The sequence below is a fragment of the Agrococcus sp. AC640b genome, from assembly GCF_979255995.1.
Window position 1 is genome coordinate 69,587 of the sequence record NZ_CEEDMM010000044.1, and the last position, 11,975, is coordinate 81,561.

General features: G+C 71.5%; 11 protein-coding genes and 1 tRNA gene. 9 read left to right on the top strand and 3 right to left on the bottom strand.

Going from position 1 to position 11,975, the window contains the following annotated elements:
- Positions 1-45: 45 nt before the first annotated feature.
- The 4 genes from ACZ6H8_RS15505 (at position 46) to ACZ6H8_RS15520 (ending at position 6,010) form a co-directional block, all read left to right on the top strand.
- A complete protein-coding gene (locus ACZ6H8_RS15505; RefSeq protein ID WP_464147828.1) occupies positions 46-3,930 on the top strand; it encodes an AAA family ATPase in 3,885 nt (1,294 codons plus the stop codon).
- A complete protein-coding gene (locus tag ACZ6H8_RS15510; protein ID WP_464147829.1) occupies positions 3,927-4,163 on the top strand; it encodes a hypothetical protein in 237 nt (78 codons plus the stop codon). The genes ACZ6H8_RS15505 and ACZ6H8_RS15510 overlap by 4 nt, the downstream gene beginning before the upstream one ends.
- Positions 4,164-4,226: 63 nt before the next feature.
- A complete protein-coding gene (locus tag ACZ6H8_RS15515; RefSeq protein WP_464147830.1) occupies positions 4,227-5,255 on the top strand; it encodes an LLM class flavin-dependent oxidoreductase in 1,029 nt (342 codons plus the stop codon).
- Positions 5,256-5,278: 23 nt separating this feature from the next.
- Positions 5,279-6,010: a hypothetical protein gene (locus ACZ6H8_RS15520; RefSeq protein ID WP_464147831.1), complete on the top strand. Its 732-nt coding sequence runs from the start codon at positions 5,279-5,281 to the stop codon at positions 6,008-6,010.
- A 276-nt stretch (positions 6,011-6,286) separates the two neighbouring features.
- Here ACZ6H8_RS15520 and mscL read toward each other — a convergent pair whose 3' ends face one another.
- From mscL to ACZ6H8_RS15535, 3 genes are read right to left on the bottom strand one after another with little or no spacing between them, the layout of a single operon-like run.
- Positions 6,287-6,694 carry a large conductance mechanosensitive channel protein MscL gene (gene mscL / locus ACZ6H8_RS15525; protein ID WP_464147832.1) on the bottom strand — a complete coding sequence of 136 codons (408 nt, stop codon included), beginning with the start codon at positions 6,692-6,694 and terminating at the stop codon, positions 6,287-6,289.
- A 37-nt stretch (positions 6,695-6,731) separates the two neighbouring features.
- Positions 6,732-7,085, bottom strand: coding sequence for an FmdB family zinc ribbon protein (locus tag ACZ6H8_RS15530; protein WP_464147833.1), 354 nt, complete (start codon positions 7,083-7,085; stop codon positions 6,732-6,734).
- A 9-nt stretch (positions 7,086-7,094) separates the two neighbouring features.
- On the bottom strand, positions 7,095-7,670 hold the full coding sequence (locus ACZ6H8_RS15535; protein ID WP_464147834.1) for a 5-formyltetrahydrofolate cyclo-ligase: 576 nt from the start codon (positions 7,668-7,670) through the stop codon (positions 7,095-7,097).
- Positions 7,671-7,699: 29 nt separating this feature from the next.
- On the opposite strand from ACZ6H8_RS15535, the gene ACZ6H8_RS15540 reads away from it, so the two are divergent.
- The 5 genes from ACZ6H8_RS15540 to ACZ6H8_RS15560 all read left to right on the top strand — a co-directional run bounded on the left by ACZ6H8_RS15540 (position 7,700) and on the right by ACZ6H8_RS15560 (position 11,932).
- The gene (locus tag ACZ6H8_RS15540) at positions 7,700-8,341 is read left to right on the top strand and encodes a GNAT family N-acetyltransferase (RefSeq protein WP_464147835.1); all 642 of its coding nucleotides are present in this window, start codon (positions 7,700-7,702) and stop codon (positions 8,339-8,341) included.
- Between the two features lie 90 nt (positions 8,342-8,431).
- Positions 8,432-9,403 (top strand): hypothetical protein, encoded by a 972-nt coding sequence (locus ACZ6H8_RS15545; protein ID WP_464147837.1) that lies wholly within the window; start codon positions 8,432-8,434, stop codon positions 9,401-9,403.
- Positions 9,404-9,455: 52 nt separating this feature from the next.
- A tRNA-Ala gene (locus ACZ6H8_RS15550) sits at positions 9,456-9,531 on the top strand.
- Between the two features lie 216 nt (positions 9,532-9,747).
- Positions 9,748-11,238: a sugar transferase gene (locus ACZ6H8_RS15555; RefSeq protein ID WP_464147838.1), complete on the top strand. Its 1,491-nt coding sequence runs from the start codon at positions 9,748-9,750 to the stop codon at positions 11,236-11,238.
- Positions 11,239-11,254: 16 nt separating this feature from the next.
- Positions 11,255-11,932 (top strand): arsenate reductase/protein-tyrosine-phosphatase family protein, encoded by a 678-nt coding sequence (locus tag ACZ6H8_RS15560; RefSeq protein WP_464147839.1) that lies wholly within the window; start codon positions 11,255-11,257, stop codon positions 11,930-11,932.
- Positions 11,933-11,975: the final 43 nt, after the last annotated feature.

Below are 11,975 nucleotides of genomic sequence, written 5' to 3' on the forward strand. Positions count from 1 at the left end.
ACGCCCTTGGCGTCGTCTGCGCCGTCGGGCTCCTATCGTGGGGCCGTGCGGCGACAGAGCGATGACGAGGGTGGGCCCGGCGAGGTCGCCGGTGTGCCGACGTCCGCCCAGACGCCCTTCTGGACCACCGAGGTCGAACGACCGGACGAGCCTGCCGCCGTTGGCGGCGCAGCCGTGACCGGCGGCGACGCACCCGCGCCCGCGCCGCAGCACGCCGAGCGCGAGCGCGGCGGCCACGAGCTGCTCGGCGCGTCGGCTCCCGCGCCGGAGGCTGCGGCATCCGCCCCCGAGCCCGCAGCAGCCCAGGCTCCGCAGTCGGAGCCGGCAGCGGCCGCCTCCTCGCCGCGACGCCGCGACTGGGCGTCGTGGCGCCTCGAGGTCGAGCGCATCGGCGGCCGCTCGCCGTTGGCCGCGTTCGTCGACACGACCGCGACGCGCATCGAGCTCTCCACCACGCACCCCGGTGGCCTCGCGCAGTTCATCACCGGCCGGCCCACGGCGCTGTCGAGCCTCATCCGCGACGACCTCGCGCTGCGCGCAGCCCGCAACGCGGCCACCGCGATCGCGTCGAAGGGCATCGACCTCGCCACCTCGCGCAGCATCGACGCCGTGCACCTGGGCATCGGCATCGCGCGCTTCCCGCACGAGCACGGCGAGATCCACGGTCCCGTGCTGCTGCGCCCCCTCGTCGTGCGCAGGCGCGGTCGCGACTTCGAGCTGCAGCTGCAGGGCAGGCCGTTCCTCAACCCGCGCCTGGCGCACGTGCTGCGCACCGTGCACGGCATCGAGCTCGACGAGCGCACGCTCGTGTCGCTCGCCGATCACGAGGGCTCGTTCACGCCCAACCTCGTGCTCGACCGCATCCGCCTCGCCGCAGCGCACGTGCCCGGCTTCCAGGTGCTGCCGCGGCTCGTCGTGTCGACGTTCGCCGAGGTCGGGCCCGCGATGGCGGCCGACCTGCGCCCCATGCCCCACACGGTGCTCGACGCCGTCGCCGGCGACGAGGCGGCGCGGTGGCGGCTGCGCGAGGGGCGATCCGCCGTGTCGCAGCTGCCGCTCGACGAGCGCTCGCCGCAGGCCGACCGACTCGTGCTCGACGCCGACGCCGAGCAGGATGCCATCGTCGGCGAGATCGTCGCAGGCAACTCGATCGTCGTCGAGGCGCTGCCGGGCACGGGCGTGACGCAGACCGTCGTCAACGCCATCGGCGCGCTCGTCGACGACGACCGCCGCGTGCTCGTGGTCAGCCCGCGTCGCGCCACGACGCAGGGCATCGTCGACCGCCTCGCCGCCACGGGCCTGCCGGGCCTCGCCGTGCGGCCGCAGACGCTGCGCCGCGACCTCATCGCCGCCATCACCCGCTCCGAGCAGGCGCGGCGGCCCGACACGGGCGAGATCGACGACGCGCTCGAGCGACTCCGCAAGGTGCTGCTCGACTACCGCGTCGCGCTGCGGCGCGTCGACGACGAGCTCGAGGTGTCGGTGCTCGACTGCCTCCGCGCCCTCTCGCGGCTCGCGATGCTGCCGACGCCGCCGCAGACGCAGGCGCGCCTGTCTGCCGACACCGTGCGCCGCCTCGCGCAGGATCGTCCCCGCACGGCCGCGACCATGGTGCAGGCCGCCGAGCTCGGCCAGTTCCGCTTCGGGCCGGAGGACACCCCCTGGTACGGCGCGAACTTCACCTCCGACGGCGACGCCGCGACGGCGCGCCAGGATGCCGCGAGCCTCGCAGCCGGCGGGCTCGCCGACCTCGTCGCCGAGGGGCGGCGCGTGCTGGGTGCGACGAAGCTGCGACCGTTCGACTCGATCGCCGAGCTCGGCGCGCAGCTGCGCCTGCTCGCCGACATCCGCGACACGCTCGACCGCTTCTCGCCATCGGTGTTCGACCGTCCGCTCGGCGAGCTCATCACCGCGACCGGCCCGCGTCGCGAGGCGAACGCGGCGCTCGGCGGGCTGCAGCGCCGCCGCCTGCGCAAGCACGCGCAGGACTACGTGCGACCCGGTGCGATCGTGCACGACCTGCACGAGGCGCTCGAGGGCGTGCAGCGTCAGCGGAGGCTGTGGACCAAGTGGGTGCCGGACGGCGCCGTGCCGAGCGTGCCGACCGGACTCGGCGGCCTCGAGGCGCTGCACCGCGCCGCGCTCGCCGCGCTCGAGGGCATCGACGCCGCGCTCGTCGGCACCGACTCGCCCGTGCTCGTCGACATGCCGCTCGACGCCCTCCAGGCGCGGCTCGACGAGCTCGCAGCGCCGTCGGAGGCGCTCGACTCCATCCAGGAGCGTGCCGTGCTCATGTCGACGCTCGCCGAGCTCGAGCTCGAGCCGCTCGTCGCCGACCTCGCCACGCGCCACGTGGAGCATGGCGACGTCGCGCACGAGCTCGATCTCGCATGGTGGCAGTCGGCGCTCGAGCAGCTGCTGCAGCGCGAGCGGGCGCTGCTGCGGGGCAACACGACGGTGCTCGAGCGGCTCGAGTCCGACTTCGCGCTCGTCGACGAGGCGCACGTCGATGCCGCGAGCGCCCGACTCGCGTGGCAGCTCGCGCAGTCGTGGCGTCTCGCGATCGCCGACCATGCCGACGAGGCCGAGGCGCTGCGCAGCCTGCTGCGCTCCGGCGGCGGTCTCGACCCCGCGACGCTGCAGGGCCGTGCCCCGCACGTCTCGCGCGCCATCGCGCCCGTGTGGATCGCGAGCCCCTACGACGTGCACCGCGTGGCCCGCAGCATCCCCTTCGACGTCGTCGTCGTGCTCGACGCCGGCGCCGTGACGCTCGCGGAGTCGGTCGGGGCGATCACGCGCGCACCGCAGGTCGTCGCGATCGGCGACCCTGCGACGCAGATCCCGTCGCCGTTCGACGTCGGCATCTCGGCGCTCGGCATCCGGCCGTCCTACGAGCTCGGCACCCCCGACGAGCTGCACGGCGAGTCGGCGCTCGCGCGCCTGGCAGCGGTGCTGCCCGTGCATCGCCTCGCCCGCACGTACCGCACGGGCGGCGCCGACCTCATCGACGCCGTCTCGCGCCGCTTCTACGACGGCGGCATCGAGGCGCTGCCGTGGGCCGGCACCTACCTGGGCCACGCATCCCTCACCGTCTCGACCGTGCAGGACGCCTGGGGGCTGCCCGATCAGCAGTCGTCGCTCGTCGAGAGCCCCGACGCCGAGGTCGAGCGCGTCATCGCCCTCGTCACCCACCACGCCCGCACCCGCCCGCACGAGTCGCTCATGGTCGTCACGGGCAACGAGCGCCACGAGGTGCGCGTGCAGCAGGCGGTCGTGCAGGCCCTCGGCCAGCCCGGCGCGTTCACCGACTTCGTCGTCGCCGACTCCGACGAGCCGTTCGTCGTCGCCGACGTCGCGCACGCCAACGCGCTCAGCCGCGATCGCGTCATCTTCTCCGTCGGCTACGCCCGCACCCGATACGGCAGAGCGATCGAGCTCGGCAGGCTCGCCGACCCGGGCGGCGATCGCATGCTGGCGGTCGCGATGACGCGGGCACGCAAGGCGATGACGCTCGTCGCCGCGTTCCAGGCCTCCGACCTCGACGAGCAGCGGCTCGAGCACGGCGCCGCCGTGCTGCGCGAGGTGCTGCTCGAGGCCGAGCGGCCGCACCTGCCGCGCTCCGCGCGCGGCAGCGATCCGCTGCTCACCGACCTCGCCAGGCGTCTCGAGGCGCGTGGGCTGCGCACGTCCGTCGACTACGCCGGCCTGCCGCTCGTCGTCGCGAACGGCGGCGTGTGCGCAGCGATCGAGACCGACCACGACGACGACGTGCGGCCGCTGCGCGAGACGCTGCGCGTGCGTCCCGAGCATCTGCGCAGGCTCGGCTGGCACACGATGCGGGTGCACGCGTTCGAGCTGTTCACCGACCCCGACGCCGTCGCGGCCCGCATCGCCGAGCTCGTCGGCGCGGGCGTCGACACCGACGCGTGAGCACCGGTGGCGCGGGCGTCGAGCCCGCGCCGCACGCAGGCGCCGAGCCGCGCGTGCGCGCCGACGGCCTCGTGGAGGACGCCTCCTCCGAGCCGCTCGTGGTGCGCAGACGGGGGAGGCGCGTGTCGACGGGGCCCGTCGACGGCGCATTCGGCGAGCCGTCGCTCGAGCCGCGGCAGACGACCGAGAACGACGACCGCCTGCGCGGCGACAAGCCCCCGCACTGGGGCTGACGCCACGGGCGAACGCCGCCGCCGCCCACGTCGGCACTACGGATTCCGGAGTAGGCTGAGCGCGTGCGACGCTTCGGAACCCTCTCCTTCGGCCACTACGGACCGCTCGGCGGCGGGCGAACCCTCACCGCGCAGGACAACCTGCTGCAGGCGATCGACCTCGCCGTCGGCATGGACGAGCTCGGCGTCGACGTCGCAGCGCTGCGCGTGCACCACTTCGCCAGGCAGCACGCAGCACCCATGCCGCTGCTGTCGGCCATGGCGGCGCGCACGAAGCGCATCCACGTCGGCACGGGCGTCATCGACATGCGCTACGAGAACCCGCTGTACCTCGCGGAGGAGGCGGGCGCGCTCGACCTGCTCAGCGGCGGCAGGCTCATGCTCGGCATCTCGCGCGGCAGCCCCGAGACGGTCGTGCGCGGCTACGAGCACTTCGGCTACCGCGGCGACGACGAACGCGGCTCCGACCTCGCCGCCAGGCACCTCGACACGTTCCTGCGCGCCATCGAGGGGGAGGGGATCGCCGAGCGCGACCCCGCGAGCCCCTTCGGCAGCGCCACGGGCATGCAGCGCATCGAGCCGCACTCGCCGACGTTGCGCGGCAACGTGTGGTGGGGTGCCGGGTCGATCGAGACCGCGATCCGCACCGGCCAGGCGGGCATGCACCTCATGTCCTCGACGCTGCTCACCGAGGATCGCGGCATGCCGTTCGGCGACCTGCAGGCCGAGCAGCTCGCCGCCTACCGCGCAGCCTGGGCCGAGGCCGGTCACGCGGGTACGCCGCAGACGTCGGTGAGCCGCAGCGTCTTCCCCATCACGACGCAGGAGGATGCGCTGCTGTTCTCGGGTGCTGCCGGCCGCGACCAGGTGGGCGTGATCGACGGGTTCCGCTCGACGTTCGGGCGCACGTACGCCGCCGAGCCCGATCGCCTCATCGAGCAGCTGCGCGCCGACCGCGCCGTCATGGAGAGCGACACGCTGCTGCTCACGATCCCGTCGCAGCTGGGCGTCGAGCTCAACCTGCGCATCGTGGAGTCGTTCGCCCGGCACGTCGCGCCTGCGCTCGGCTGGCACGCGAGCCCGCAGGATTAGCAACTAGGAGCGAGGGCGACCGAGTGTGCGGCGAGACCGAGAACGAACAGCATCTCGCGGAACTGCGCCTGCGGTTGCGCGAACTGATCTCGAACCTCGAAGTCAGCGCGGCTCGATACGACGCAGGATGGCCGGAAGAGGCCAATCGTCTGGCTGTCGCCGTGCGAGTACTCGCGCACGATACCGCGCGCAGTCGCAGTCTTCTTCAGCAGATGGAAGTCAAGAGCGCGATGCGGTGGATCGACTCGAACGGTGGCATCGACGCTCGGCGGGCGGTTCTCTTCTCCTCTCTTGTCGTGTTCCGCGTGACTCAACTTAAAGAGGGTGTGTCCCTCACCGTCCTGCCCCTCGAGCAAGCGACCATTCTCGAAAGAGGCACTTTGCTGGATTTCGAAACCTGGTGGACGAAAGCGCCGATCATGGTGGGCACCGGCGAATCCATCTCGCGAGCCAACGTGGTGGACATGCTCGCAAATCAGGACGGCGGCGCGCACGTCGATCTGCGCAAGGCAAAATTCATTCGGCTTCTCGCTTCGGTGCCGCAGGTGTCCCCTTTCCTCGGGGCTGAGGAAGGTGGTGTCGGGATTGGAGTCTCTGGTCCGACGAACTCCGACGTAGCTCGCGCGACGCTGAGGGCAGCGATGCGCACGATTGCGGAGGAAGTCTGGCTGGGTTGGAACAACCAAGTGGACCTCCTGGATCCTGGTTGGCGGGACCGACCCCACGGCGGTCGAATCGGGCCAGACGCGTTCTAGCCTGCAAAGAGGTCATGAGTGCCTGCCCGACGCACCTGTGTGTCGTGTAATGGCCTCGGAGATCAGGCCTGGGTCTAACGCTAGTGACGTCGCAGGAACGCAAGCGGACTCGATGTGCGGCCCGTCAGTGATCGCTATTCGGCGCTTCGATCCAGGCACCTCTCGAGGCTCGCTTCGCTCACACCTCGAGGAGCGGTCCTGGCGAATCTCCGGCCCAAGAGAACGAGACCCGCGTGCCGCCGCGATCGGTGGTGCGCGCGTCTCGTGACGCGTCGGCTACGGCTGCGTCGTCGCCGGGGGCGTGGCCTGCGCCTGCTGACGCAGCAGCTCGCGGATGTCCTGCAGCACGTCGACGTCGGTCTCCTTCGCGGCCTCCTCGGTCGTGCCGCGACGCTTCGCCTGACGCTCCTTGAACTTCGCCATCGGCAGGATGAGCGCGAAGTACACGACGGCGGCGACGATCAGGAAGTTGATGACGGCGGCGAGCACCTGGCCGATGAGGATCGGCCCCCACGTGACGTCCTCGATCTCACCGGTCGGCGCGATCTGACCGATGATCGGCGTGATGACGCCTCCGACGATCGCGGTGACGATCGCGGTGAACGCCGTGCCGATGACGACCGCGACGGCCAGCTCGATCACGTTGCCGCGGAGGATGAACTCCTTGAATCCCTGCATGGTCATGCTCCCTTCGGGATGCGTCGCATTCGGACGCGTCTGGTCAGCTCGAGGATGAGGTGGACGAGGACGACGAGGACGACGAGCTCGACGACGAGCCGGACTCCTTCGAGCCGGATCCCGTGGAGCCGGACTCCTTCGAGCCGGACCCCTTCGAGCCGGACTCCTTCGAGCTCGACGAGGAGCCCGACTCCTTCGACGCCGACGCTGCGGAGGCCGCGGCCCGCGAGTCGGTGCGGTAGAAGCCCGAGCCCTTGAACGCCACGCCGATGGCGTCGAACCGCTTGCGCAGCCGCCCGCCGCAGGTCTCGCACACCGTGAGGGCGTCGTCGGTGAACGACTGGCGCACCTCGATGGCGGTGCCGCACTCGGTGCACTGGTACGCGTAGACGGGCATGGGTCGCTCCTAGGGGAAGGTCAGTCGCCCGGACGGCGTGATCGCTCCGTCGACGGGCTGGTCGTGCGCCTCGGCGGGCACGGCATCCAGGATCTCATCGTCGAAGACGATCGCGTACACCGGTGGCCGGTGCCCGAGTGCTCCGAGGGCCTTGTCGAAGAAGCCGCGACCCCATCCGAGCCGCTGCCCATCGCGGCCGACGGCCGATGCGGGGGCGAGGATGACGTCGACGTCGCCCAGCGCCGTCGGCGGCAGCACCTCGCCGGTGGGCTCCGGGAGCCCGAACGCGCCCTCTGCCACGGCGTCGCCCTGCTCCGCCCAGTCGAGCAGGCCGTCCTGTCGCACGATCGGCAGCAGCACGCGTACGTCGTGCTCGCGCGCCCACGTGAGGATCGCGTCGGTGCCCGGCTCCTCCGGCAGCGCGAGGTAGGCGGCGATCTCGCGCACGCCCAGCTCCTGCAGCACGGCGATCGCCGCGCTCGCGATGCCCGCGTCGGCCGAGCGCCGCTCGTCGGGGGTGCGGGCGAGGCGAGATGCGCGCACCCGTTCGCGGATCGCACGCTTCTGAGCCACCGCGTCCACCATGCGCCCATCGTAGGCATAGGCTCGGGCGCGTGATCTCCGGCACCCCTCGTCTCGAGGACGACGGCGTCGTCGTCCGAGGGATCCGCATGCGCGATGCACGCGCCCTCGAGCGCGAGCTCGTCGACAACCGCTCGTGGCTGCAGCGCTGGGAGGCGACGCTGCCCGGGCGGGTGCCCACGGGTCGCTTCGACACTCGCGCGAGCATCCGCAGCCTCCTCGACTCGGAGCGCGACGGCACGGGCATGCCGTTCGCGATCGACGTCGACGGGCAGCTCGCAGGCCAGCTCAACGTCTCGGGCATCGCCGGGGGAGCGTTGTCGAGCGCGACGCTCGGCTACTGGGTCGCCGAGCGCGTCGCAGGTCGCGGCGTCACGCCGCGCGCGGTGGCGCTCGTGACCGACCACCTGCTGTTCGGGCTGGGGCTGCATCGCATGGAGATCTGCATCCGGCCCGAGAACGTCGCATCGCTGCGCGTCGTCGAGAAGCTCGGGTTCCGGTTCGAGGGCCTGCGGGTGCGCTACATCCACATCGACGGCGACTGGCGCGACCACCTGTGCTTCGCCCTCGTGCGCGAGGAGCTCGCGGAGTCGGTGCTCGCCAGGTGGAAGGCCGGCCGCGTGCCCCCGTTCGACCGCTCCGTCTATCCCGTGCAGGTCGACCAGGTCGACTGAGCACGCGCTCGCGACGCGTTCGCGCGCCGATCGCCGCGAATCGCCGCCCGGCTCCCGAAGCCCGGTGCATGCGCGCCGTAACGTGCTCGCATGCAGATGGCGGGATTGGGCACCACGGTGGTGTTCGCGCTCGCCGCCCTCGTCTGGCTCGCGTACCTCGTGCCGGTGTGGCTGCGCCGCCGCGAGTACCTCGCCACCGAGCGCAACGCCGTGCGACTGCAGCAGACGCTGCGCATCATGGCCGAGACGGCCGAGGCGCCGCCCGAGCTCGAGATCGCGGCGAACGCGCGCGACATCGCCAGGCAGCACAAGGTCGTCGCGAAGGAGGCCCGCCTGCAGCAGGCGATCGCTCGCGCGGAGGCCGTCGCGAAGGCGAGGGAGCTCGACGAGCAGATCAAGCGCGTCGAGAAGGAGGTGCGCGCCGCCGTCGCAGGCAGCGCCTCCCGCCGCCAACGGCTGCGTCGCACGCGGCTCGCGTGCACGCTCATGCTGCTGGCCTCGCTCGCCGTCGGCGTCGCAGGCGCCATGCTGCCGCAGGCGGCACCGCTGCTGGCGCTCGCGGGCGTGGTGGCGGCGCTCGCCGTCGTGGGGCTCGTGGCGGTGAACCGCACGAACGCGTCGCTGCGCGAGGTCGCGACCACGGCCGTGGTGCACGAGCCGGTCGAGGTGCGCACGGCTGCGCCGACGTTCGACGACGAGCTCGCATCCCGCTCGTGGACGCCGGTGCCGGTGCCCGAGCAGCGCGCAGGTCGCGCGCCCATCGACGTGCTGCGCGACCACGCGCGGCGCATGGTGGAGACCGGCGAGATCGTCGCCGACGTCACGCCGCTGCGCCCGTCGTTCGAGCAGCTCGTGACGGGCGAGGTCGAGACCGACGCCGACGCAGCACCCGCAGCCGAGAGGCCCGCATCCACCGTCGAGCCCCAGGTGCCGGCTGCGTCGGCGACGCCCGTCGAGGTGCCGGTTCCGGTCGCCTCGTCGCAGTTCGCGTCGATGGGTCGCGTCGATGCCGACGACGCCTCGTTCGACGTCTCGGCCGCCTTCCGGCGCCGCGTCGGCTGACGCACGCGTCGATTTCGTCGCCGGCCGCCGAGCGGCTATGCTGATCCGGTCCGGGCCCGTGGCGCAGTTGGTAGCGCGTCTCGTTCGCAATGAGAAGGTCGGGGGTTCGATTCCCCCCGGGTCCACCACAGCAGCACCGTCGAGAGCCCCTGGCCGTTGGCCGGGGGCTCTTCTCGTGCCGGCTGACGCCTCGACTCGCCGCGCGTCGACGCGCGCGAGTCGAGCTGACGCGTTGCGTCTCGCTGTCGCCATCGATCGGTGATCGAAACATTCTCGACATCGAGCGCCTGTACTATCGGGGTACGGGACGGGTGACGTCCTGGGGTACAACCGGAGGCCCTCGGATGGTGACGTATCTCGCATCGCCCGTCGTCGCCGGGGGAGAGCGGCGGGGGTCCCACGATCCGCGTGCCCTCGCGCGCAGGCTCGGCTGGACCGACCTGGCATCGATCGTCGTCGCGGTCGCGACCTCGCACCTGGCTCGCTTCGGATCGACAGGTCTCTTCGAGCCCTTCACGGACGTGGCGGCTGAAGAGTTCCGTTCGTCGTTCGCCTACCTGATGATCAGCCTCGGAATCATCGCAGCCTGGATGCTGATGCTCAGCGCCTACTCCACCCGGGCGGCTCGCTACCTCGGGGCCGGTGACATCGAGTTCAAGCGGATCTTCCGCGCCAGCCTCATCCTCTTCGGAGTCATCGCGATCCTCGCGTATGCGACCCGCTTCGACCTCGCCCGGGGCTACGTCGCTCTCGCGTTCCCGACGGGTCTGGTGCTGCTGCTCGCATCCCGCTACGCATGGCGGCTCTGGTTGCGCCACGAACGCGCGAATGGCCGCTTGGGCACGCGCACCGTGCTGCTGGGCTCTGCGGCCTCGGTCTCGAGGGTGGTGGGGCAGCTGCGCCGAGATCGGTCGTCCGGCTTCCACGTGCTCGGCGTCTACGTGCCCGAGTTCGAGCAGCACACGCTGCGCGACGGCGACGTGACGATCCTGGGCAACGTGGCCGACGGTCTCGCAGCAGCGGGCGGAGACGACTTCGACACCATCATCGTCACGAGCTCCGACACGATGACTGCGGAGGACGTGCGGCGCATGTCGTGGGCCCTCACGCCCGGCACGCAGCACCTGATCATGGCGCCGAAGCTCACCGACGTCGGTGGCCCGCGCATCCACGTGCGTCCGGTCGCCGGCCTGCCGCTCGTGCACGTGGAGATGCCGCGGTATCGCGGAGCGCAGGCGTGGATGAAGCGCGCGTTCGACGTCGTGCTGTCCGCTGCGCTGCTGCTCGTGCTGTCGCTGCCCCTGATCGTGGTGGCGATCGCGATCCGTGCATCCTCGCCCGGTCCCGTCATCTTCCGCCAGCAGCGCGTCGGGCGTCATGGCGAGGAGTTCTCGATGCTGAAGTTCCGCTCGATGGTCGTCGACGCCGAGGCGCAGCTCGACACCCTCCTCGACCGTGAGGATCGCAAGGGCAACACGGTGCTCTTCAAGATGCAGGACGATCCCCGGGTGACGCGCATCGGCAAGTTCATCCGGCGGTTCAGCATCGATGAGCTGCCGCAGCTCTTCAACGTGCTGCGCGGAGACATGTCGATCGTCGGCCCCCGCCCGCCGCTCGCTCGCGAGGTCGAGCAGTACGAGGAGCACGTGCGTCGCCGATTCCTCGTCAAGCCGGGCCTCACTGGCCTCTGGCAGGTCAGCGGCCGTTCGAACCTGTCGTGGGAGGACTCCGTGCGGCTCGACCTGTACTACGTCGAGAACTGGTCGCTCGTGGGCGATCTCTCGATCCTGGCTCGGACCGCGCGCGCCGTGGTGGCTCGCGACGGCGCCTACTAGGAGAGGGGCAACCACTGTGCCTTTGCCGAGCAGACGCAGCGCTCCCGAGCCCGAGCGCGACCTGCAGCGATTCCTGGTGCTTGCCGTCTGCACTGGCAATGTGTGCCGCTCGCCGCAGCTTGAGTCGTTGCTAGCCGTACAACTGCGCTCGGCGTTCGAAGTCGAGGGCGGCTCGTCGCTCGTTTTCGAGAGCGCCGGCGTGCTGGCCAATGAAGGGGCAGCCTTCGAGCCGAACGCGGCGCGCGAGGCGGCTCGCATCGGCATCGCGCGCAAGGCCATCGACATGCATGGGGCTCGCAGGCTGCGGCCGAAGATGATCGAGGACGCAGACCTCGTCCTGTGCCTCGACGCCGGGCACCGGTCGTCGGTGGTCTCCTCGGCACCGTCGGCGTTGCGTCGCACCTTCACTCTGCTCGAGTTCGCAGCAGTGCTCGAGCACCTCATCCGCGGTGCCGATCACGTGACGGCCGCCTCCGTGCCACCTCTCGATGCGCGGGGCCTGCCGACGTTCCTGCGCGGTGTCGTGGACGCGTCAGCGCGGGCGCGGGGCGTCGTGGGCTCGGGGGGCTTGATGCTGGATGTCGAGGATCCGATGGGGCGATCCGATGCGGTGTTCCATGACTCTGCGGACGCGATCGCAACGGCCGTGGAGCGGATCGTCGCTAGCCTGAAGGTGCTGGCATGGAATCGCTGACGGCAGCCGCGTCCGAGCGTCGTGCGAGCAGGTGCGACGCCGG

Coding starts and splice junctions, on each gene's coding strand:
- mscL (WP_464147832.1), bottom strand. CDS start 6,694: ATGACCATGCAGGGATTCAAGGAGTTCATCCTCCGCGGCAACGTGATC.
- ACZ6H8_RS15530 (WP_464147833.1), bottom strand. CDS start 7,085: ATGCCCGTCTACGCGTACCAGTGCACCGAGTGCGGCACCGCCATCGAG.
- ACZ6H8_RS15535 (WP_464147834.1), bottom strand. CDS start 7,670: ATGGTGGACGCGGTGGCTCAGAAGCGTGCGATCCGCGAACGGGTGCGC.
- ACZ6H8_RS15545 (WP_464147837.1), top strand. CDS start 8,432: ATGCAGATGGCGGGATTGGGCACCACGGTGGTGTTCGCGCTCGCCGCC.
- ACZ6H8_RS15555 (WP_464147838.1), top strand. CDS start 9,748: ATGGTGACGTATCTCGCATCGCCCGTCGTCGCCGGGGGAGAGCGGCGG.